This window comes from Stenotrophomonas sp. GL_101 (assembly GCF_057835675.1).
On sequence record NZ_CM174432.1, the window covers coordinates 68,084 to 89,139 of the forward strand.

The window sequence follows — 21,056 nt, forward strand, 5'->3', positions numbered from 1 at the left end:
CTCAAAAGAAGGGCAATAATAAATGTACATTCTTGAGATGTTCTGCTGGAAGGGAAAATTTCACAAGCAGGAAAAAGTTTATGATGCAGAAGTTGGATCGAGTGATCCGAAAATTAATTTTTCGGTTTCTGGAAAGACTCCTGTGGCGCCATCCGACGAGTACGCGTTATTTTCCACGAACCATAGGTACATTGATCTTCAGGGGGCGTGGCAAGAGGATAGGCGAGGTTTGCTTACGTTCGCATTTCTAGGGTTGATGTATGCGTGGCAGTATATTTTCCTGCTGGGCGTCGTAGTTCCAGGCATTGGAGTTCTTTTCTCGGGTATCAGTCCTATGGGGCGCCCGCTCTCAACGGATGGGTATTTGTTAATACCGATTTTGGTAATCATATGGGTTGCTGCAAATTCCATATTTTTTGGAAAATGTTGGCGGTGGCTTAGGTTGGAGATGTTTGTCCAGCGTCGTTTAGTGGTGCGATTCAACAGGGTTACTCGTCAAGTTCACATAAATCGACCCAACTACGCGGGCGGCCTTGTAACCTTTCCGTGGCAAGCGGCCGTTCCTGAGATGGGCGGAAGCGAGGCAGGCAGCATGGCAGGCGACGGCAAGTTGCTCTTGGGATGGCCATCGCAGAACACCGGTGCCGGCTTCGACGATCTCTGTATGATCGGCGGTGCCTTGGACGATCGCGGCAGCGCGGAAGCTCTCTGGGAGTACATTCGTCTGTACATGGAAGAAGGCCCCGATGCGGTGCCAACGCCGACGCGCCTGCGAGCATTGTTTCCCTGGCCCTGGGATTCGGTTCGCTCAACCTTGCGCTTCCTCGCCCCTTCGTGGCGCACTGGTGACAAGGGACTTTTACTCACGTTCGCTTTGCTGCTATCGCCCCTGTTGCTGCTACACAGCATCTGCCACTGGCTATCACTGCTGCTGTGCTGGCCCACTTGGTGGCCCAGGATTATGCGTCGCGCAGGGTTGCCCGGCGAACCCGTCCCCAAACTCACCACGGCAGATGACTACGGCCCGGAGGTCGCCGCCAAGCTCCGGGCGTCGGCAATCAAGGTCGTCGACAACCCGGCAGATGGCACGCACGGCCCTGTTTCAGGCGTAGAACCGACGTAGAGCCGATGTAGAGCCGACTGTTAGTCGGCTGCTCTCGATTCAGGCATGACGCGCAGCCGACTAACAGTCGGCTCTACATCGGCTCCACCTGGTCGGCACTACCCCGTCGGTGCGCCAATCGATACGCCGGTCAGGCGCGGCCAATCGCCCGCTACCCGCGCCTCAGTTCTCGCACTTTTCCTTGCGGCCCATCAGCTTGCCCACGCGTGAGGGCGCCTCGCATTTGGGCTTCGGCGGTGCCGGTGCCGCTGCCGCAGCACGCGCCCGCTGCAACTGCTGCACCTTCGCGCGGATCTGCGGCATCGCCGCCATCGCGGCTTTCTCGCCTTCCAGGATCGCGTAACCGCGCTGGCTGAAATCGGCCGCGCCGATATCCAGCACCTTGGGCCGGATAATGATGTCCGCGCGCGCCAGCTCCTGCTCGCCCAGGCGCTGGCCCATGATCGCGATCGACTGGTTGACGATGCCGAGCATGCCGGTCGGCGACTTGCCGCTGGCCTTGCTGGAGATGTCCACGGCGATGACGAAATCCGCGCCCAGCTGGCGGGCGGCGTCCACCGGCACCGGGCTGACCACGCCGCCGTCGACGAAGCTGTTCTTGCCGATCTTCACCGGCTCGAACACCCCCGGAATGCTGCTGGAGGCGCGCACGGCCTGACCAACGTTGCCGCGCACGAACACCGCGCGGTCGCCGGTGTCCAGGTTGGTGGCCACCGCGGCGAAGGGCTTCTTCAGTTTCTCGGCCGGGCGGTTGCCCACCTGCGCGTTGACGTAGTCCTGTAGTTTCTGGCCCTGTACCAGGCCACCGGAGAACAGGCGCACGTCGCGGATGCTGGCCTCATCCAGGGCCACGGCCTTGGACTGCATCTGGAAAGCATCCATGCCGCTGGCATACAGCGCGCCGACCACGCTGCCGGCGCTGGTGCCGGAAACGACGACCGGCTCGAAACCATTGGCTTCCAGCATCTTGATCACGCCGATGTGGGCAAAGCCCTTGGCCGCGCCGCCGCCCAGTGCGATGCCGATCCGGACCGGCTTGGCCTGGCCTACGGGCGTGGCCACCGGTGGCGGGGTCGGGCGTACGGGGTCACCGCCGCAACCGGCCAGCAGGCCGAGCAGGGCAACGGACAGCGTCAGGCGAATACGGTGCAGTGATTTCATCGGCGTGGCAGAAAGTGAATGGGCATCGAGGCCGCCAGCATACCGAAGCGGTGGCGGGCCGGGCAGGGCCGGTCGCGATGGTATTCAGCGATCCGGATCACACTTGGCTCCGCCGATGGCCTTCACATCGGGGGGGCGGGAACTTGGTAATGAATGGCCGGAATTTGCGACGTTGTTGTTGTACTGCAACAATTGTTTGGTAGCGCCGGTCCACCACCCCTCCCAACACAGCCTAATCGCCATGTTCCCGAACCGCACTGCCCACGGTCGTATTGCGTCCGTGCATCCGCTCGCCCTCGCCCTTGCCGCCCTGCTGCCGTTGACGGCCGCAGCCCAGGACGCCCCCGCCACCAAGGATCCGGTCGCACTGGATACCCTGCAGGTGACGGCCCAGCGCCGCGTCGAAAACGCCAAGGACGTGCCGGTCTCGATCTCGGCCATCCAGGGCGAGAAGCTCGATGTGCTCGGTTCGGCCGGCGACGACATCCGCTTCCTGTCCGCGCGCGTGCCCAGCCTGAACATCGAATCGTCCTACGGACGTGCCTTCCCGCGCTTCTACATCCGCGGCCTGGGCAACACTGACTTCGACCTCAATGCTTCCCAGCCGGTGTCGCTGATCTATGACGACGTGGTGCAGGAAAGCCCGCTGCTGAAGGGCTTCCCGATCTTCGACCTGGCCGGCGTGGAAGTGCTGCGTGGCCCGCAGGGCACGCTGTTCGGCCGCAATACCCCGGCCGGGGTGGTCAAGTTCGATTCGGCGCGCCCCTCGCAGGATGCCGATGGGTACATCAAGGTGGCCTACGGCAGCTACAACACCTGGAACACCCAGGCCGCCTACGGTGGCCCGCTGACCGATCGCTGGTCGGCCCGTGTGTCGGCGTTGTACCAGCGCCGCGACGACTGGGTCACCAACACCCGCGCCAACGCGCCGGCGCAGGGTTTTGAAGGCTATGACGAAGCCGCCGCGCGCGTGCAGTTCCTGTACGAAGGCGATGATTTCGAGGCGCTGTTCAACCTGCACAAGCGCAAGCTCAACGGCACCGCGCGCCTGTTCCGCGCCAACATCCTCAAGCCGGGCACCAACCAGCTGGTCGAGAACTTCGACCGTGATGAAGTGTCCACCGACGGGCAGAACTTCTCCGAGCTGGAAACCTGGGGCGGCAGCGCGCGCCTGAAGTGGGACTTGGGCCGGGTCACCCTGCACTCGATCACCGGCTATGAAACCGCCGAATCGCTCAACCACGGCGACATCGACGGCGGCTACGGCGCTGCGTTCCTGGGCCCGGGCAACTACGGTCCGGGCGTGATTCCGTTCGCCTCCGAGTCGGCCGATGGCCTGCCCAGCCACCGCCAGTGGACCCAGGAATTCCGCGTGGAATCCAACGAATGGGGTCGCTTCGATTGGCAGGCCGGCGTGTTCTACTTCGATGAAGACGTCACCATCGACAGCTTCAACTACGACTCGCTGGTCCCGGGCAATCCGCAGACCGGGCATGCGGTGCAGCAGCAGCGCAACAAGGCGTGGGCGGTATTTGCCTCCGGCGATTTCGACGTGACCGAGCGCTTCAAGCTGCGCGGTGGCGTGCGTTACACCCAGGACAAGAAGGACTTCAGCGCCAGTGTGCTGCAGGCGGTGCCGTTCGGTACGCCAGTGAGTGGCCCCTACATCGCCAAGACCGACGTTGACGATGTCAGCTGGGACCTGAGCGGTGTCTACCAGATCACCGACAACCTCAACGCCTACGCCCGTGTGGCCAAGGGCTTCCGTGCCCCGTCCATCCAGGGCCGGCTGGCCTTCGGTGGCGTGTCGCAGGCCGATTCGGAGAAGGTGATCTCCTACGAGGCCGGCATCAAGGCCGACCTGTTCGACCGTCGCGCGCGCCTGGGCTTCAACGTGTTCCGCTACAACGTGGATGGCCAGCAGTTGATCGCGGTGGGTGGCAGCAACAACACCGCCACCCTGCTCAACGCTGACAAGACCCTCGGCCAGGGCGTCGAGCTGGACTTCGAAGCCTACCTGACCGACCACGTGCTGCTGACCCTGGGCAGCAGCTACAACGATACCGAGATCAAGGACCGCGACCTGGCGGTGGCGATCTGCGGCGGCGGCTGCACCATCACCGATCCGACCACGGTCATCGATGGCGCCACCTACGCGCTGGTCAACGGCAATTCCCTGCCGCAGGCGCCCAAGTGGATCCATAACCTGACCCTGCGTGCCGGCTTCCCGGTCAACGATGCCAGCGAGCTGTATGTGTACACCGACTGGGCCTACCGCAGCGAGGTCAACTTCTTCCTTTACGAGTCGCCCGAGTTCCGGGGTCGCTCATCGCTGGAAGGTGGCCTGCGCGTCGGTTACAACTGGGATTACGGCCAGTACGACGTTGCCGTGTACGGCCGCAACCTGACCGACCAGGTGCGTGTGGTCGGTGCGATCGACTTCAACAACCTGACCGGCTTCCTCAACGAACCGCGCACGTTTGGCGTCGAGTTCACCGCGAAGTTCTGATCGACCCAAGCGGGTATGTGCCCACCGTTGGTGGGTACGTTTCAAGCGGTAGGTACCCACCGTTGGTGGGTACGCTGCACTACGCAGAAGGCGCGGAGAAATCCGCGCCTTCTGCCGTCATACAAGGCTCCGCCGTACCCGCCGCTTACAGCGCGCTGGCCGGGCGCACCTTCAGCACCGCTTCCTCGGCCGCACAATCACGGCTGGAATGCAGCCCGGCCCTGCGCGCGGCGGTGATCTCCCGGCGCGCGGCAACCAGGTCGTGGTTGAACGCGGCATTGTCATGCAGCCGTGCCACCGCCGCGGCCCCCATGAAACGCCCTTCGAGGATGTCGCTCTGCCAGTGCACGTTGCACACCAGGCGGCTCTCGCCGTAGTTGCGCCCGCGGGCCTGGATGGCGTCGGCGCGGTCGGGCACGATTTCCGACAGGATCAGCGCCCAGGCCCAGCCGATTGACGTATGGCCGGACGGGTAGGAGCCGTTGCCGCGCAGGTCCTGCTCATCTTCCGGGCTGCACGTGGGCTCACCGTTGACCATGAACGGGCGCGCGCGCTGGTAGTGCTTCTTGGCCGTGCGCGTGGCGGCACTGGCATCGATCCGGCTGCGCTCCAGCAGGCGGTACAGCGCGGGCGTCTTCACTGCGTCCACGTCCACGTCGATAGCGCAGGTGAACTGGTTGGCACCGGCCGGGAAGCCCAGCTCGGCATCGCGATGGGCCTGGTCGAAGCGTGCGCTGCCGCGCAGCGCGCGGGCCTCCACGCTGACCTGTTCGTCCAGTGCAAAGCCGGCCGACCCGGCTGCCGGGGGCGCGGGTACCAACGCCAGGCTGGCCGGAACGGCCTCGGGCGGCAGGTAGCCCACCGCCTTGGTGGTCACCGACGATTCCACGGCCGTGGTGCGCGGCGCCGTGGTCGACGAACAGCCGGCCAGGGCGGCCAGCAGGGCGGTGGCCAGCACGGGGCGCAGCACCGCGGGAGAGCGCAGGGACGTGGACATCGGCAGGTCTCGGGAAGGGGGAGTGGCATGATCGCAGCTTCACGTGGCCGCGACAGTAGCCGTTGGTCATGCGGCCAGAGACGGCATGCCCGGTGCGCGGATGACGAAAACCCCCAACTGGTTCACGGACTTCGACTGCGGCGCGACATAGGTTCGCCCAAGGCGCCATCACCGGTCATATCCCTGTGGATAGATCCATCGCAGGGCAACGCGATAGCGCCGCAGATCAGGGGGACAACCTGCAAGGGAGACAGCGGATGCGAAGCAATGCGGGAAGGACGGGCGGCACGATCGCCCTGGGCATGATGCTGGCCTGCGGCGGTGCGCACGCGGCCGACGTGGTGGGGCTGGCGTTCGTCCATGGCACCGGCAACCAGACCGATGCGCGTACGGACTACTGGCAGCCGGCAATCATCGACACCGTGCGCCAGGGGCTGCCCAACAGCAGCAACTACACGGTGGTGAACTGCGATTTTGAACAGTACATGTGGAAGCCCGAAGCGGCCGGTTGCCTGGCCGGGCAGCTCACCAGTTTCATCAACAGCCGTGGCATCACCAAGCTGGTGGTGATCACCCATTCCAACGGCGGCAACGTGGTGCGCTGGATCCTCTCCAATCCCACCTACGACAGCCGCTACCCCAGGCTGATCCAGACCATCAGCAAGGTCACCGCGCTGGCACCGTCGTCGGCCGGCACGCCGCTGGCCGATGCCGCCCTCAACGGCAACACGTTTGAAACCTCGGTGGGCTGGTTGCTGGGCTACAAGAGCGATGCGGTGCGCCAGCAGCAGGTGGGCCACATGGCCACCTACAACGCACAGAACCTGTACGGCACGGCCGGGCGGCCGGCGTTGCCCAAGCCGTTCCGCGCGATGGTGGGTTCGGACGTGGAATCAGCGGTGTGGGACAGCAACAGCTACTGCGGCGGCTATGCGCAGAACGTCGGCCTGGAGTTCACCCAGAACTGGTTGAACAGCTGCTCGGATGGCTTCCTGGAGTGCAGCAGCCAGAAAGCCGCCGGCACGCTGTGGTTCACCGACAAGGCGCGCACCAACGGCGCCGAGCCGCTCAGCCACAACCAGAGCCGCCGCGAGTGCTTCGGCCTCGGCACGATCCTGCGCAACGACCTGACCCTCTGAGGAGCACGCCATGACGTCAAGACTGAGCATTGCCGCTGCCGTGGCTGCCGCCCTCGTGGCGCTCCCGCTACAGGCCGCACAGCCGTTGTTGCCCGCCCGCAGCAGCGACCAGGTCGCCTCCAGGGTGGAGCACGCCGTGCTGCCCGCCGGGGCGATCGAACGCGCCCCGGTGAGCTTCGCCTGGGCGCTGGATCCGACCCGGGCCCTGGCCGCGCCCACGCCGTTCGTGGCGACCAGCCGCAGCTATTGGGAAATGGTGGACGCCGCCGGCCTGCAGCGCGGCCTGGACCTGCCGCTCACCGCGCCGGACGCGGTGATCCAGGTCAGCCCGGTGCAGGGCGCACGTGCGCTCGCGCCGGAGCAGTGGCAGGTACGTGATCCGGCCGGCGCGTTGGCGGTGGACAAAGTAGTAGATGCGCAGCAGCTGCGCGCGGCCGGGATGACCGTGGCGCAGGGCAGCGCGATGGTGCGTACCGGGCGCAGTGCGGCCGTGGGCACCTATCGGTTGCAGAGTGCACAAGCCCAGGGCCGCTACGTGGTGCAGGTGCTGGAGCCCAACAGCACGGTGGCATTGCAGGTGCAGGCAAGCGGCCAGCAGGTGCTCGCCGGGGGCAGCATGGCACTGAGCGTACGGCTGCTCGATGACGGCGGCCGCGCTGCATTGAACGGTGCCACGCCGGGCGGCCGGGCACTGCCAGCCGCCGGCGAGGCACTGCTGGTGGCACCGGATGGGCGCAGCTGGCCGGTGCCGTTGGTGGCGGGCAAGGACGGGCTGCACGCGCGCGTGGCGATACCGCAGGATGTCGGCACGATGCAGGGGTTGTGGGAGTTGCAGGCGTTCGTCAGTGCCACGGGGGTGCAGCGCGATGCCAAGGTCGCCTTCGCGGTCGCCCAGCCGACGGCGCGGTTCAGCGGGCAGGTCGAGGTGGACGCGGCGGCGCGTACGCTGCAGCTGCCGTTGCAGATTGGCGCGCCGGGGCGTTATGAGGTGCGCGGCACGCTCTACGCCACCGGCCCGGACGGCCAGCTGCATCCGGTGGCGCAGGCGCACAGCGCGGCCTGGTTCGATCGGGCCGGCAGCGGGACGCTACCGTTGCCGTTCGCCAGCGTGGCATTGCCGAGGGGCTATGCAGCCCCGTTCGAGCTGCGCGACCTGCAGCTGCAGGACCAGGGCCGGATGGCGCCGATCGAGTCACGCGCGGTGGCGTTGACGTTCTGAGGGAAGCGGGACGCAGGCGATGCCTGCGTCCCGCTCCTGCTGCGCGGAGGGTTGCCGTTCAACCCGCGACGGCACTCAGCCTTCCCGCCTGTTCCACCACCTGGATCGGTCCGCCGAATGCCGCCGACAAAGGCTCGTCGCGCAGCAGGTCGGCACGGCTGCCATCGGCGACGATCCTACCGCCGCGCAGCAGTACCACGCGCTCGATCTCCGGGATGATCTCCTCGATGTGGTGGGTCACCAGCACCAGGGTGATGCCTTCGGCGGCCAGCCTGCGCATCGTGGCGATCAGATGCTCGCGCGCGATCAGGTCCAGCCCGGTGGAGGGTTCGTCCAGCAGCAGCGCCTGCGGCCGGTTGACCAGCGCGCGGGCAATCAGCACACGCCGGGATTCGCCCGCCGACAACTCGGCATAGGCGCGCGACAGCAGCGGCAGTGCGCCGGTCAGGGCCAGAGTGTCACGCACGCGCTGGCGCATGTCGACGCTGACCTCGCCGAACGGAGGCACCACGAAGCTGGCGAAGAAGCCCGACAACACCGCTTCCTCCACGCTCAGCCCGGGCATGTCGGCCAGGTTGCTGCTGAGATCGCCGGTGACGATGCCCAGCTGCGCGCGCAGCCGGTCCACCTGCCAGCGCTGCTGGCCGAGCACGCGCACCGCCACCGTGCCGTCGGCATGCGCCAGCGGATACAGCTCGCGGGTGATCAGCTTGATGAAGGACGATTTGCCGCAGCCGTTGGGGCCGAGCAGGGCGGTGTGCTGGCCCTGGGCGATACGCAGGCTGAGGTCGTGCAGGACCCGGACCTGGCCGCGGATCACGCAGGCGCGGTCCAGCTCGATCAAGGGGGCAGGGGCGGTGGCGACCGCTGGGGAGGCTGCAACTGTCATGAATGCGGGGGCATGCTCACGAAGAAGGAAGACAACTGAATGACTGCGCAAAAATCGCACCAGAGGGGTGAAGTTTGCAACGTCTGGCCCCATCATGTCCCTGCCTTCAACCGTTTCCCTGCTGGCCCGCCGCGGCCCGGAGTCCTGTGATGCTAGATACGCTCCTCAACTTCCTGACCGGCGGAATCGTCGGCCTCGGCTGGTGGAGCATGGCGTTGGTGCTGCTGGTGTTCACCCAGCTGACCATCTTCGCCGTCACCTTGTACCTGCATCGCAGCCAGGCGCATCGCGGCGTGGACTTCCACCCGGTCATCGCACACTTCTTTCGTTTCTGGACCTGGCTGACCACCTCCATGATCACCAAGGAGTGGGTGGCGATCCATCGCAAGCACCACGCCAAGGTGGAGACCGATGAAGACCCGCACAGCCCGGTCACCAAGGGCATCGGCATGGTGTTCTGGCGGGGCGTGGAGCTGTACCGCGAAGCCCGCGCGATGCGCGCGGACATCGAGCAGTACGGCCGTGGCGCGCCGGACGACTGGATCGAACGCCATCTCTACACCCCGCACGCCAACCTCGGCCCGGTCGGGCTGCTGGCCATCAACAGCCTGCTGTTCGGCCTGCCCGGCGTGGCCCTGTGGGCGATCCAGATGGCATGGATTCCGTTCTGGGCAGCCGGCGTGGTCAATGGTCTCGGCCACTGGTGGGGCTACCGCAACTTTGAATCGGCCGATACCTCCACCAACCTGACGCCCTGGGCGTTCTGGATTGGCGGGGAAGAACTGCACAACAACCACCACGCCTTCCCCAGCTCGGCGCGTTTCTCGATGCGGCGCTGGGAGTTCGACATCGGCTGGGCCGCCATCCGTGGCCTGCAGGCGCTGCGTCTGGCCAAGGTGCTGCGCGTGGCCCCGTCCATGGACGTACGCCCGAACATCGCCGTGCCCGATGCCGAGACCCTCAAGGCGCTGCTGTCGCACCGCTTCCAGGCCATGACCGACTACCAGCGCAACGTGTTCGTGCCGGCCCTGCGCGAAGAGGCCGCGATGGCCGGTGCCAAGCTGCGCAAGCTGCTGCCACGGCGCATGCGGCGTGGCCTGGTCAACGACGGCCGCTGGCTCAAGCCCGATTGCCGCCAACAGCTCAGCAGCTGGGTCGAACAGCGCCCGCGCATCCGCGTACTGGTGGAACACCGCGCGCGCCTGGCCGCCCTGCTGGAAGCCCGTGGCAACGATGCCGCCGAGCGCCTGCGGTTGTTGCAGGCGTGGTGCCACGAGGCCGAGGCCAGTGGCATCGCCGCGTTGCAGGCCTATGCGGCCCGCCTGAAGGGCTACGCACTGACGGCGCACTGACCGATGCAGTGCCGGGTGCCTGCCCTGCGTGGAAAACGCCGCCTCGCGCGGCGTTTTTCGTGCCTGGCACTGCTGCTGTGCGCCGGTGCCTTGCAGGCCCAGGTGGCCGATACCGCCAGTTACCTGCAGCGGATGGATACCGATGGCGATGGCCGGGTCAGCGAGGAGGAGTACGTGCAATGGATGCTGTACGCCTTTGATCGCATGGACCGCAATGGGGACGGCGTGCTCAGTGCCGACGAACTGCCCGGCGGCAAAGGTGCCCCGATCACCCGCGCGCAGCAGCGCCAGACCCTGGTCCAGCGGTTCCACAAGCAGGATGCCAATGGCGATGGTTACCTGAGCGCCAAGGAACTGGCCGCGCCTCCGCGCTGAGCAGTCACGCGCGGCGGTATCGGTGCCTGGCTAGAATCGCGGCATGCCCGAACTTCCCGAAGTAGAAACCACCCGCCGCGGCCTGGCCCCGCACCTGGAAGGCCGCCGCGTGCATGGGGTGATCCTGCGCCGGCCGGACCTGCGCTGGCCGATTCCGGATGAAATCGCCGCGCTGCTGCCCGGCCAGGCCATCAACGGGGTCCGCCGCCGCGCCAAATACCTGCTGCTGGATACCGCTATTGGCAGCGCGCTGCTGCACCTGGGCATGTCCGGCAGCCTGCGCGTGCTGCCCGGGGACACCCCCGTGCGTGCCCATGACCATGTCGACATCAGCCTGGACAACGGCCGCCTGCTGCGCTTCAACGATCCCCGGCGGTTCGGCAGCCTGCTCTGGCAGCCGGCCGGGCAAATCCATGACCTGCTGGCCGGGCTCGGGCCGGAGCCGCTGGACGGGGAGTTCGATGGCGAGTACCTGTTCCAGCGCAGCCGAGGCCGCAAGGCCCCGGTGAAGACCTTCCTGATGGACCAGGGCATCGTGGTGGGCGTGGGCAACATCTACGCCGCCGAGAGCCTGTTCATGGCCGGCATCAACCCCCTGCGCGAGGCCGGCCGGATCTCGCGCGATCGCTACCTGCGGCTGGCCACGGCGGTGAAGCAGGTCCTGGGGCATGCGATCACCCGCGGCGGGACCACCCTGCGCGATTTCATCAACCCGGACGGGGCACCGGGGTACTTCGAGCAGGAACTACTGGTCTACGGGCGGGAAGGCCAACCCTGCCGCCATTGCGGGCGGCCGTTGCGGCACGCCACCATCGGCCAGCGCGCCAGCGTCTGGTGCGGGCACTGCCAACGCTGAACCATCGCGCGCACGACGCTTGGGCGGCGGTATAGTCCGGGCAACGTCACCGGCGGGGGGTGTGCGATGGACGATGACCCGGATATCACCGTTTGGCTGGATTCGGCCCGCGCCGGCGACCGCGCCGCCCTGGACCGGGTACTGACCCTGCTTTACCAGGAACTGCACAGCATGGCCCGGCGCCAACTGGCCGGGCAGCAGGGGCGCACCCTGGATGCCACCTCGCTGGTCCACGAGTCCTATCTCAAGCTGCTGGGTGCCCGTGGCAGCGCAAAGTTCGAAGACCGCGCGCACTTCTTCGCCTATGCGGCCTCGGCGATGCGCAGCGTGGTGGTCGATTACGCGCGCAACCGGCTGGCGCGCAAGCGCGGCGGCGATCTCAAGCGGGTGGCTGAAATCCCGGAAAACAGCAGCAGCGGCGTGCGCATGGACGAAGACCTGCTGGCGCTGGATGTGGCCCTGGCGCGCCTGCAGGCCGTGGACGGGCACCTGGCCAAGGTGGTGGAACTGCGGTATTTCGCCGGCCTGTCCGAGCAGGAAATCGCCGACCTGTGCCAGCGCTCGGAGCGCAGCATCCGCCGCGACTGGCAGAAGGCGCGCATGTTCCTGCTGGCCTCGGTGCGCGAGGACTGATGGCAATGGCATGACGGACCCGCGTGGCGGCGTGGGCGGTGGCACATCGTTCGGGGAGCGGATCGATGGAAACACTGCGCTGGCGGCAGCTGTCTTCGCTGCTGGACCAATTGCTGGAACTGACCGCCGCGCAGCGTGAACTGCGCCTGGCGCAGCTGCGCGCGGCCGACCAGGCCCTGGCCGACGATCTGCAGCGGCTGCTCGCCCACGAACAGGAAAGCCAGGAATTCATGGCCCAGCCGCTGTGGACGGCAGCCCCCGAAGACAGCCGCGCCGGCACCCGGATCGGGCCTTATCGACTGCTGCGCGCGCTGGGCGAAGGTGGCATGGGCGAGGTCTGGCTGGCCGAGCGTGCCGATGGCCTGTACCAGCGCCAGGTCGCACTGAAGCTGCTGCGCAGCGGTTACGCCGATTCGGGCCTGCGCCAGCGCTTCAGTCGCGAGCGCGAGATCCTGGCCCGGTTGCAGCACCCGCACCTGGCCCAGTTGCTGGATGCCGGCGTGGACCTGCAGGGCCAGCCCTACCTGGCCCTGGCCTATGTCGAAGGTGAGCCGATCACCGATTACTGCCAGCGCCTGCAGTTGCCGCTGGAGCGGCGCCTGCAGCTGATGCTGCAGGTGTGCGCGGTGGTCACCCACGCGCACGCCAACCTGATCGTGCACCGCGACCTCAAGCCGTCCAACATCCTGGTCACCGCCGAGGGTGAGGTGAAGCTGCTGGACTTCGGTATCGCCAAACTGATCGACGACCCTGACGACCGCGAAGGGGCCCTGCATCCGCCCACCGAAGTGCGTGCCTTCACCCTGCACTACGCCGCGCCCGAACAGGTGCGGGGTGAACCGGTCACCACATTGACCGATGTGTACTCGCTGGGGGTGGTGCTGTTTGAGGTGATCACCGGGCGCAAGCCGTATCGCCTGCGTCGGCACAGCGATGCCGAGTGGGAACGATCGATTTTGGAGGTCAACGCACCGCGTGCCTCGGCGGTGTTGCTGCGTGGCTGCCCCGGTGCTGCACCCAGCGCCGCGGAACGACGGTTGGCACGGCGCCTGCGGGGCGATCTGGACACGATCCTGCTCAAGGCATTGCAGAAGGCGCCGGCGCAACGCTATGCCTCGGCCGAAGCGCTGGCGCAGGACCTGCGGCGCTTCCTGGAAGGGCGCCCGATCCACGCGCGGCCGCAGCGCACGCTGTACCGGCTGCACAAGTACATCGGCCGGCATCGCTGGGGCGTGGCGCTGGGGGCACTGGTCGCGCTGGCCTTGGTGGGGCTGGCGCTGGTGGCGCTGTGGCAGATGCAGCAGGCGCGGCGCGAGATCGCCCGCGCCCAGGCCATGCAGGAGTTCACCGTGGGCCTGTTCGACCGCGCCGCCGGGGTGCGCCATGGCAGCTTCGACCTGCGCCAGCTGCTGGCCACCGGGCAGCAGCGCGGCGAGGCCGAACTGGCCGGGCAACCGCTCATGCTGGCCGACCTGGAAGGGGTGATCGGACGGCTGCGGATCGGCATGGGCGATTACCGCCTGGCGCTGGAGACGCTGGATCGCCAGCGCGCGTTGCTTGAGCAGGTCGAGGTCGTGCCGCCGGCACTTCAGCTGGAAGCGGTCACCCAGCGCGGGCGTGCGCTGCGCATGCTGGGCCGCTCGCGCGAGTGCGTCACCCACCTCACCCCGATGCAGGCGCAGGCCGCCCAACAGCGCGCCGCGCTGCCCAGCCTGGTCGCCGGGTACCACGCCCAGCTCGGGCGTTGCCAGCAGTTGCTGGGCTACCGCGACCAGGCCCGCACCGCATTCGACACCGCACTGGTACTGCACCGGGATGTGCTGCACGACCCCGCCGGTACCGCCGAAAGCCTGGCCGACCTGGCCGCACTGGACAGCGATGATGGGCGGCCGCAGGCGGCCCTGGCCGGTTACCGGCAGGCGCTGCAGCAACTGCAGGTACGCACCGGCGATCGGCGTCCGCAGCTGATCGCGCTGCACCGCCACCTGGGGGAAACCCTGGCCGCACAGGGCGACCTGGACGCGGCGGAAGAAAACCTGCGCCTGGCCTGGTCCGATGCGGTCGGCCTGTACGGCCTGGATCATCCCGAGACGCTGTCGGTACGTCGCCTGCGCGCGGTACTGGCGATGCAGCGTGGCGACCTGCAGCAGGCCGGGGCGATGCTGCAGGACGTGCACCGGCTGACCCGGCGCGCGCTGGGCGAGCAGCACCGTGACACCGGCCTGAGCTGGCACGCACTGGGCCGGCTGGCGCTGGAGCGGGGCGACAGCACCGAAGCGGTGACCGACTTCGCGCGCGCGGTGGCGATCTGGCGGCAGCCCGACTGCGTGGGATTGCTGCCACAAGGGCTGTATGACTATGGCAGCGCGCTGGCCGAGGTCGGACGCTGGCAGGCGGCGCTGGCCGCCCTGCACGAAGGGCGTCAGTGGCAGGCCGCGCAGCGCGGCGACTACGACCCCTCGGTGCAGCGGGCGGATCGGATGATGGCCGAGATCACCAGCGCCTATGGCGATCCCCGCCAGGCGGGGGCGCAGCTGGCGCGGTTGATGCGCCGCAATGACCAGGGCGGTGCAGAGGCCCGCGCGCAGCAACAGGCCCTGCAACTGGCCTGGGGCCGCAATCTGGTGCGGATGGGCCAGGACGTGGAAGCGCGGCGTGCGTTGCAGCCGCTGGCCCGGGGCGACGCGCCGGATCCGGCCAGTGTCGCGTTGCGCTGGCAGGCCCGCACCACCCTGGCGTCCCTGCAATGCAGGCAGGCGCCCGGGCGCGGCCGTGAGGCGCTGCTGCGCCTGCAGGCCGAGATCAAGGCGCAGCGTCCGCAGGGCGGCGCGCTCCTGCGCGGGGTCGAGCAGGCCGAGCAGGCGTGCACCGTTGCGGCAGTGGCAGACACGCCCTGAGCCGCGCTGGCTGAACGCCGCCGCCGCGCCACCTCGGCGAATTAACGTTCGCCTGCCTATGATGGCCGGCCCTTCACTGCCAGCGCTGCCTGCATGCAACGTCGCGACTTCATCCGCAATGCCTCCCTGGCCATGGCCGCCATCGGCCTGCCCGCGCTGCCGGCCTGTGCCGCACAGGGCAGCCAGGTGGGCCTGCGCCCGCTTGGCCAGCCGCAGCCGTTCGATTTCGCCACGCTCAAGGGCCAGGCACGCGCGCTGTCACAGGCGGCCTATCAGTCGCACAAGCGTACCTTGCCCGGTCCGCTGGAAGCACTGGACTGGGACCAGTACCAGTCGATCCGTTACCGCCAGGACCACGCGCTGTGGGCCGACAAACCCGGCCGGTACCAGGCCAAGTTCTTCCACCTCGGGCTGTATTTCCATTCCCCGGTGCGCATGTACGACGTGGTCGACGGCAAGGCGCAGGAACTGGCCTACGACCCGGCGGCATTCGATTACGGCAAGAGCGGCCTGAAGGGCAGCCACCTGCCGGCCGACCTGGGCTTTGCCGGTTTCCGGCTCAATACCCGCCAGGACACCGACCGCGACTTCGCCGCGTTCCTGGGCGCCAGCTATTTCCGTGCGGTCGGCAAGGAAGGCCAGTACGGCCAGTCGGCACGCGGCCTGGCGATCGACACCGGGATGGGCAAGCCCGAGGAGTTCCCCGACTTCATTGCCTATTACCTGGAGCAGCCGGCCAAAGACTCCAACACGCTGGTGGTGTATGCGCTGCTGGATTCGCCCAGCGTCGCCGGCGCCTACCGCTTTGCGATCACCAACGGCGATACGCTGCTGATGGACATCGACTGCGCGTTGTACCCGCGCAAGGCGATCGAACGCCTTGGTATCGCCCCGTGCACCAGCATGTACCAGGTGGGCGAGAACGACCGCCGCATGGCCTGGGACTGGCGCCCGGAGATCCACGATACCGACGGCCTGGCGATGTGGACCGGGTCGGGCGAATGGATCTGGCGTCCGCTGTGCAACCCGGCCAACCTGCGCTTCAACATGTTCGTGGACAACAACCCGCGCGGCTTCGGCCTGCTCCAGCGCGACCGCAACTTCGACCATTACCAGGACGACGGCGTCTTCTACGAGAAGCGCCCATGCCTGTGGGTGGAACCGAAAGGGCAGTGGGGCAAGGGCTCGGTGCAGCTGGTAGAGATTCCCACCGTCGATGAGACCTTCGATAACATCGTGGCGTTCTGGAATCCCGAGGCAAAGCCACAGCCGGGCCAGGAGCTGCTGCTCGGTTACCGCCTGTACTGGGGCGCCGAACCGCCGGCGCGACCGCCGCTGGCCCACTGCGTGGCCAGCCGTACCGGCCTGGGCGGGGTGATCGGCAAGAAGCGCGAGTATTTCTCTTGGCGATTCGCGGTTGATTTCGAGGGCGGTGAACTGGCCGCGCTGATCGACAAGGGCGAGGTGGAAGCGGTGGTCCAGACCAGCCGGGGCAGCACCGAGATCGTCTCGGCACGTCCGCTGCGCGAGATCAAGGGCTACCGCGCCATGTTCGACCTGGTGCCGCCGGATGATTCCAGCGAGCAGATCGACATCCGCCTGTACCTGCGCAGTGGTGGCAAGACGCTCACCGAAACCTGGCTGTACCAGTACAGCCCGCCGCCGAAGGGCGCGCCGGAGCGCACGCTGTACTGATTGCCGCCGGCGAGGACCGTTACCGGTCCTTGCCGGCGCTGTCGCTGCCGTCCTGCTGCTGCTGTTGCTGCTGCTGCGCCTGTTGCACCGGCGAGCCGACCTCTACCGTGCCGCGGCGGATCTTCGACCAGGTCTGGTCCTGCCATTGCTGGTACTTGTCCGGATCCCAGTACTTGGGGTCGTACAACTTGTCGGCCTTGATCGTCCGGGTGATGCCGCCTTCGCTGTAGACGATATCCACGTTGTTGGACATGGAACCGGTACGGCTGCCGGTCATCGCACGGCGGCCCTTGTTGAGCACGGCTGCGATGCGTGGTTTGGACACCGCGTCGCCATACTCGGCACGCAGCGCCCGCGCCTGCGCGCGCGCGGGTTCGTGCTGTTCCAGCGGCAGTGATGCCCAGTACTGGTCACGCAGCTCGACCATCAGCGGGTAACCACGCTCGGCCGCCACATCCATCCAGGCAAAGGCCATGACCGGATCGGCGGGCCGTTCCAGGCCAAACCAGTACATCTCGGCCAGATAACCCTGGGAGGCCTTGTCGGCATAGCGCGCCGACAGCCGGAAGTTCTCCTCGGCCACCCTGACTTCCCCGCGATGCAGCGCGTTGACGCCCCACTGCCGGTACATCAGGTCCGGATGGCTGTCCATGAAGCCGGCACCCACCAGGGTGCGGTCCTCTGCCGGCGAGTCCGCCGCCTGCCCGGCCGCCTGCACCAGCAGGGGCGACAACAGCAGGGGCAGCAGTAAAAGAGCGCGCATCGTCCTGAATCCTTTCCACGGCATGGGTGTGGTCAGCCTAGAGCCCGGCATCGCTGCTGTAAATCGGCCCAAAGGGACCGGTTACAGCGGCAACGGCGCCTGCATCGGGTCGATACGGCCTTCGCCACGGGTGATCTTCTTGAACTCGGCGCGGCTGACCGACACGTAGCGCTCGTTGCCACCGATCTCCACCTGCGGGCCGTCCTGCACCGCATGGCCGTGCTCATCCACGCGCACGGTCATGGTGGCCTTCTTGCCGCTGTGGCAGATGGTCTTGATCTCCTGCATCTCGTCGGCCCAGGCCAGCAGGTACTGGCTGCCTTCGAACAGTTCGCCGCGGAAATCGGTACGCAGCCCGTAGCACAGCACCGGGATGCGCAGCTGGTCGACCACCTCGCTGAGCTGCCAGACCTGGCTGCGGGTCAGGAACTGGGCCTCATCGACCAGCACGCAGCCCAGCGGCCCGCCGGTGGCGATGTCATCGGCGACCAGCCGTTGCAGGTCGGCATCGCGGTCGAAGGCCACGCCATCGGCTTTCAGCCCGATCCGCGAGGCCACCACGCCGCGCCCGGCACGGTCGTCCAGGCGCGGGGTCAGGATGGCCACCCGCATGCCCCGCTCGCGGTAGTTGTGCGCCGACTGCAGCAGGGTGGTGGTCTTGCCGGCGTTCATCGCCGAATAATAGAAATAGAGCTTGGCCATCGGTCGATTCTAGACGCCCGGCCGCCCCGCGTCGCCGTCCCCGGGCCACGGCGGACGCCGATGTCCGCCCCGCCAGGGGCCTGCGACCGGTGCAGGCACCCGGCTACAATGGCGCTCCCCCGGAGATGGCATGCACGGTCTCAACCCCCCCCAAAGCGCGGCAGTGATGCACTGCGAAGGCCCTCTGCTGGTACTGGCCGGCGCGGGCAGCGGCAAGACGCGCGTGATCGTGGAAAAGATCGCCCAGCTGATCGCGACCCGGCGCTATCCGGCGCGGCGCATCGCGGCCATCACCTTCACCAACAAATCGGCCAAGGAAATGCGCGAGCGCGTGGGCAAGCGCCTGCGTGGCGGGGATGCCGACGAGGTCACCATCTGCACCTTCCACGCGCTGGGCTTGAAGTTCCTGCAGATCGAGCACGCGGCGGTGGGGTTGAAGCGCGGCTTCTCGATCTTCGATGCGGACGACTCCACCTCGCAGGTCAAGGACCTGATGTACGGCGCCAAGCCGGACGACATCGAGGACGTGAAGAATCTCATTTCGCGCGCGAAGAACGCCGGCCTCTCGCCCGAACAGGCGATGGCCGCCGCGCGCAGCACCCGCGAAAAGGAGGCGGCCAGCGTCTACGAGCGCTACCAGCTGCGCTTGACCGCGTTCAACGCGGTCGACTTCGACGACCTGATCCGGTTGCCGGTCCAGGTGCTGGAAGAAAACCCGGAGATCGCACTCGGCTGGCGCGAGCGCATCGGCTACCTGCTGGTGGACGAATGCCAGGACACCAACGATGCGCAGTACCGGCTGCTCAAGCAGTTGGCCGGCAGCGCGGGCAACTTCACCTGCGTGGGTGACGACGACCAGTCCATCTATGCCTGGCGCGGTGCCAATCCGGAAAACCTGCAGCAGATGGCGCGCGATTACCCGGCGCTGGAAATCATCAAGCTGGAGCAGAACTACCGCTGCTCCAACCGGGTGCTGCGCGCGGCCAATGCGTTGATCGCCAACAACCCGCACGAGCATCTCAAGAAGCTGTGGAGCGACCAGGCCGACGGCGAACGCATCCGCGTGTGGGAGTGCCGCAACAGCGAACACGAGGCGGAAAAGGTGGCGGCGGAAATCGCCTACCTGGCCACTTCCAAACAGATTCCGTGGAGCGATTTCTGCATCCTGTTCCGCGGTAATTTCCAGTCCCGCCCGCTGGAAAAGGCGCTGCAGCTGGTGCGCGCGCCGTACCACATCACCGGCGGTACCGCCTTCCTGGAACGTCAGGAGGTCAAGGACACGTTGTCCTGGCTGCGGCTGCTGGTGAACCCGGACGATGACACCGCGTTCATGCGCGCGGTGCAGTCGCCCAAGCGCGAAGTCGGTGCCGGCACGCTGGCCAAGCTGGCCGAACTGGCCTCGGAAAAGGAACTGCCGATGGCGCATGCGGCCGAGGCGATCGGCGCGTTGTCGCAGCTGCCACCGCGCGCGGCCAATGGCCTGAGCCGCTTCACCGACATCCTGCGCGACCTGCGCGCAGGCATGGGTGGGCTGAGCTCGGGCGACCTGGTGCGGCGGCTGGTCAAGGAGTCCGGGCTGGTGTCCGAACTGCGCGCTTCGTGCAAGGAAGAATCGGTGTACCAGCGCCGCCTGGGCAATCTGGAAGAACTGGCGCAGTGGTTCGAGGGTGGCCCCCGTGGTGCCACCACTGCCGACCTGGCCGCACAGTTGGCGCTGTTGTCGCGCAACGACAAGGACGATGGCGGCAACCAGGTGCGGATGATGACCATGCATGCGTCCAAGGGCCTGGAATTCCCGTACGTGTTCATCATCGGCTGCGAGGATGGCGTGCTGCCACACCAGGTCAGCCTGGACGAAGGCAACCTGCAGGAAGAGCGCCGCCTGCTGTACGTGGGCATCACCCGCGCCAAGGTGCAGCTGTGGATGAGCTACAGCAAGCTCACCCGCAAGTTCGGCGAACATGTGCGGCTCAAGCCCAGCCGCTTCTTCGATGAGATCCCGGCCGAGGAAATGCAGCGCGACGGGGCAGACCCGGTCGCCGATGCCGCGCGCAAGAAAGAACGTGCCAGCGCGGGGCTGGCGGCGATCGAGGCCTTGTTCGACTGACCCACCCCCGGTAGAGCCGACCAACGGTCGGCTCTACGGCACAATCAGCGGATCGTCACTTACCGGTACCCACATGTCCGCCGTGATCCAGACCGACCGCCTGCACCTGCGCCTGATCGACCCCGACCACGATGCCGCCGACATGCTGGCCCTGCTCAACGAGCCCGGCTTCATCCGCAACATCGCCGACCGTGGCGTGCGCACGCTGGCACAGGCACGCGACTACGCCGCCGAGCGCGTCCTGGGCAGCTACGCGCTCAATGGATTCGGCATGTACGCGATCATCCGCCGCGAGGATGGCGCCTGGCTGGGCAATGCCGGGCTGGTGCGCCGTGACGGCCTGCCGGCGCCGGATATCGGCTATGCATTGATGGCGCGGTACGAGGGCCACGGCTATGCCGTTGAAGCCGCGCGCGGGGTGATGCATTACGCACGCGATGTGCTGGGCTACACCGACCTGTACGGCATCGTATCGCCGGACAACCTGCGGTCGGCGGCGTTGCTGCGCAAGCTGGGCATGCAGGACCGTGGGGAGCTGCGGTTGCCGCCGCCGCACGGCGGGGACGTGGTGCTGCTGCTCGCCACACCGGGTGCGCCGGCCCCCTCAGCGTAGAGCCGACCGCTGGCCGGCTGCTGCTC

17 protein-coding genes are annotated in these 21,056 nt (G+C 67.2%); 12 read left to right on the forward strand and 5 right to left on the reverse strand.

Annotation, left to right across the window (positions count from 1 at the left end; all coding sequences use genetic code 11):
• Positions 1 to 22 precede the first annotated feature (22 nt).
• Positions 23 to 1,123 carry a DUF6708 domain-containing protein gene (locus tag AC3IR9_RS00295; RefSeq protein ID WP_489293251.1) on the forward strand — a complete coding sequence of 367 codons (1,101 nt, stop codon included), beginning with the start codon at positions 23 to 25 and terminating at the stop codon, positions 1,121 to 1,123.
• Positions 1,124 to 1,285: 162 nt separating this feature from the next.
• Here AC3IR9_RS00295 and AC3IR9_RS00300 read toward each other — a convergent pair whose 3' ends face one another.
• The gene (locus tag AC3IR9_RS00300; protein WP_489293252.1) at positions 1,286 to 2,284 is read right to left on the reverse strand and encodes a patatin-like phospholipase family protein; all 999 of its coding nucleotides are present in this window, start codon (positions 2,282 to 2,284) and stop codon (positions 1,286 to 1,288) included.
• Between the two features lie 241 nt (positions 2,285 to 2,525).
• Here AC3IR9_RS00300 and AC3IR9_RS00305 point away from each other — a divergent pair, with 241 nt between their 5' ends.
• Complete coding sequence (locus AC3IR9_RS00305) at positions 2,526 to 4,793, forward strand: TonB-dependent receptor (protein WP_489293253.1); 2,268 nt, start codon at positions 2,526 to 2,528, stop codon at positions 4,791 to 4,793.
• Positions 4,794 to 4,938: 145 nt separating this feature from the next.
• Here the strand turns inward: AC3IR9_RS00305 and AC3IR9_RS00310 are convergent, their stop codons facing one another.
• A complete protein-coding gene (locus tag AC3IR9_RS00310; RefSeq protein WP_489293254.1) occupies positions 4,939 to 5,790 on the reverse strand; it encodes an acid phosphatase in 852 nt (283 codons plus the stop codon).
• 257 nt (positions 5,791 to 6,047) lie between these two features.
• Here AC3IR9_RS00310 and AC3IR9_RS00315 point away from each other — a divergent pair, with 257 nt between their 5' ends.
• Both AC3IR9_RS00315 and AC3IR9_RS00320 read left to right on the forward strand, forming a co-directional pair.
• Entirely contained in the window at positions 6,048 to 6,929 is an 882-nt protein-coding gene (locus AC3IR9_RS00315) for a lipase family protein (protein WP_489293255.1), read from the forward strand.
• A gap of 10 nt (positions 6,930 to 6,939) precedes the next feature.
• Positions 6,940 to 8,148 (forward strand): DUF4785 domain-containing protein, encoded by a 1,209-nt coding sequence (locus tag AC3IR9_RS00320; protein WP_489293257.1) that lies wholly within the window; start codon positions 6,940 to 6,942, stop codon positions 8,146 to 8,148.
• Positions 8,149 to 8,206: 58 nt separating this feature from the next.
• On the opposite strand, the gene AC3IR9_RS00325 is transcribed toward AC3IR9_RS00320, so the two are convergent.
• A complete protein-coding gene (locus tag AC3IR9_RS00325; protein ID WP_489293258.1) occupies positions 8,207 to 9,037 on the reverse strand; it encodes an ABC transporter ATP-binding protein in 831 nt (276 codons plus the stop codon).
• 149 nt (positions 9,038 to 9,186) lie between these two features.
• On the opposite strand from AC3IR9_RS00325, the gene AC3IR9_RS00330 reads away from it, so the two are divergent.
• The 6 genes from AC3IR9_RS00330 to AC3IR9_RS00355 all read left to right on the forward strand — a co-directional run bounded on the left by AC3IR9_RS00330 (position 9,187) and on the right by AC3IR9_RS00355 (position 16,845).
• On the forward strand, positions 9,187 to 10,389 hold the full coding sequence (locus tag AC3IR9_RS00330; protein WP_489293259.1) for a DesA family fatty acid desaturase: 1,203 nt from the start codon (positions 9,187 to 9,189) through the stop codon (positions 10,387 to 10,389).
• A 3-nt stretch (positions 10,390 to 10,392) separates the two neighbouring features.
• The gene (locus AC3IR9_RS00335; RefSeq protein ID WP_489293261.1) at positions 10,393 to 10,764 is read left to right on the forward strand and encodes an EF-hand domain-containing protein; all 372 of its coding nucleotides are present in this window, start codon (positions 10,393 to 10,395) and stop codon (positions 10,762 to 10,764) included.
• Positions 10,765 to 10,807: 43 nt separating this feature from the next.
• On the forward strand, positions 10,808 to 11,620 hold the full coding sequence (gene mutM, locus AC3IR9_RS00340; RefSeq protein ID WP_489293262.1) for a bifunctional DNA-formamidopyrimidine glycosylase/DNA-(apurinic or apyrimidinic site) lyase: 813 nt from the start codon (positions 10,808 to 10,810) through the stop codon (positions 11,618 to 11,620).
• A gap of 66 nt (positions 11,621 to 11,686) precedes the next feature.
• Positions 11,687 to 12,253, forward strand: coding sequence for an ECF-type sigma factor (locus AC3IR9_RS00345; protein WP_489293263.1), 567 nt, complete (start codon positions 11,687 to 11,689; stop codon positions 12,251 to 12,253).
• Between the two features lie 65 nt (positions 12,254 to 12,318).
• Positions 12,319 to 15,150: a protein kinase domain-containing protein gene (locus AC3IR9_RS00350; RefSeq protein WP_489293264.1), complete on the forward strand. Its 2,832-nt coding sequence runs from the start codon at positions 12,319 to 12,321 to the stop codon at positions 15,148 to 15,150.
• A 93-nt stretch (positions 15,151 to 15,243) separates the two neighbouring features.
• The gene (locus AC3IR9_RS00355) at positions 15,244 to 16,845 is read left to right on the forward strand and encodes an OpgD/OpgG family glucan biosynthesis protein (protein ID WP_489293266.1); all 1,602 of its coding nucleotides are present in this window, start codon (positions 15,244 to 15,246) and stop codon (positions 16,843 to 16,845) included.
• Between the two features lie 19 nt (positions 16,846 to 16,864).
• Here AC3IR9_RS00355 and AC3IR9_RS00360 read toward each other — a convergent pair whose 3' ends face one another.
• Both AC3IR9_RS00360 and AC3IR9_RS00365 read right to left on the reverse strand, forming a co-directional pair.
• Positions 16,865 to 17,608 (reverse strand): sel1 repeat family protein, encoded by a 744-nt coding sequence (locus AC3IR9_RS00360; protein WP_489293267.1) that lies wholly within the window; start codon positions 17,606 to 17,608, stop codon positions 16,865 to 16,867.
• An 81-nt stretch (positions 17,609 to 17,689) separates the two neighbouring features.
• Positions 17,690 to 18,310 carry a thymidine kinase gene (locus AC3IR9_RS00365; RefSeq protein WP_489293269.1) on the reverse strand — a complete coding sequence of 207 codons (621 nt, stop codon included), beginning with the start codon at positions 18,308 to 18,310 and terminating at the stop codon, positions 17,690 to 17,692.
• Between the two features lie 130 nt (positions 18,311 to 18,440).
• Between AC3IR9_RS00365 and AC3IR9_RS00370 the strand changes: the two genes are divergently transcribed.
• On the forward strand, positions 18,441 to 20,417 hold the full coding sequence (locus tag AC3IR9_RS00370) for a UvrD-helicase domain-containing protein (RefSeq protein WP_489293270.1): 1,977 nt from the start codon (positions 18,441 to 18,443) through the stop codon (positions 20,415 to 20,417).
• Positions 20,418 to 20,490: 73 nt separating this feature from the next.
• Positions 20,491 to 21,030: a GNAT family N-acetyltransferase gene (locus AC3IR9_RS00375; RefSeq protein ID WP_489293272.1), complete on the forward strand. Its 540-nt coding sequence runs from the start codon at positions 20,491 to 20,493 to the stop codon at positions 21,028 to 21,030.
• Positions 21,031 to 21,056 lie beyond the last annotated feature (26 nt).

Bases quoted from the DNA above. Each gene is read 5' to 3' on its own strand.
- AC3IR9_RS00295 (WP_489293251.1), top strand. From the start codon at position 23: ATGTACATTCTTGAGATGTTCTGCTGGAAGGGAAAATTTCACAAGCAG.
- AC3IR9_RS00300 (WP_489293252.1), bottom strand. From the start codon at position 2,284: ATGAAATCACTGCACCGTATTCGCCTGACGCTGTCCGTTGCCCTGCTC.
- AC3IR9_RS00305 (WP_489293253.1), top strand. From the start codon at position 2,526: ATGTTCCCGAACCGCACTGCCCACGGTCGTATTGCGTCCGTGCATCCG.
- AC3IR9_RS00310 (WP_489293254.1), bottom strand. From the start codon at position 5,790: ATGTCCACGTCCCTGCGCTCTCCCGCGGTGCTGCGCCCCGTGCTGGCC.
- AC3IR9_RS00315 (WP_489293255.1), top strand. From the start codon at position 6,048: ATGCGAAGCAATGCGGGAAGGACGGGCGGCACGATCGCCCTGGGCATG.
- AC3IR9_RS00320 (WP_489293257.1), top strand. From the start codon at position 6,940: ATGACGTCAAGACTGAGCATTGCCGCTGCCGTGGCTGCCGCCCTCGTG.
- AC3IR9_RS00325 (WP_489293258.1), bottom strand. From the start codon at position 9,037: ATGACAGTTGCAGCCTCCCCAGCGGTCGCCACCGCCCCTGCCCCCTTG.
- AC3IR9_RS00330 (WP_489293259.1), top strand. From the start codon at position 9,187: ATGCTAGATACGCTCCTCAACTTCCTGACCGGCGGAATCGTCGGCCTC.
- AC3IR9_RS00335 (WP_489293261.1), top strand. From the start codon at position 10,393: ATGCAGTGCCGGGTGCCTGCCCTGCGTGGAAAACGCCGCCTCGCGCGG.
- mutM (WP_489293262.1), top strand. From the start codon at position 10,808: ATGCCCGAACTTCCCGAAGTAGAAACCACCCGCCGCGGCCTGGCCCCG.
- AC3IR9_RS00345 (WP_489293263.1), top strand. From the start codon at position 11,687: ATGGACGATGACCCGGATATCACCGTTTGGCTGGATTCGGCCCGCGCC.
- AC3IR9_RS00350 (WP_489293264.1), top strand. From the start codon at position 12,319: ATGGAAACACTGCGCTGGCGGCAGCTGTCTTCGCTGCTGGACCAATTG.
- AC3IR9_RS00355 (WP_489293266.1), top strand. From the start codon at position 15,244: ATGCAACGTCGCGACTTCATCCGCAATGCCTCCCTGGCCATGGCCGCC.
- AC3IR9_RS00360 (WP_489293267.1), bottom strand. From the start codon at position 17,608: ATGCGCGCTCTTTTACTGCTGCCCCTGCTGTTGTCGCCCCTGCTGGTG.
- AC3IR9_RS00365 (WP_489293269.1), bottom strand. From the start codon at position 18,310: ATGGCCAAGCTCTATTTCTATTATTCGGCGATGAACGCCGGCAAGACC.
- AC3IR9_RS00370 (WP_489293270.1), top strand. From the start codon at position 18,441: ATGCACGGTCTCAACCCCCCCCAAAGCGCGGCAGTGATGCACTGCGAA.
- AC3IR9_RS00375 (WP_489293272.1), top strand. From the start codon at position 20,491: ATGTCCGCCGTGATCCAGACCGACCGCCTGCACCTGCGCCTGATCGAC.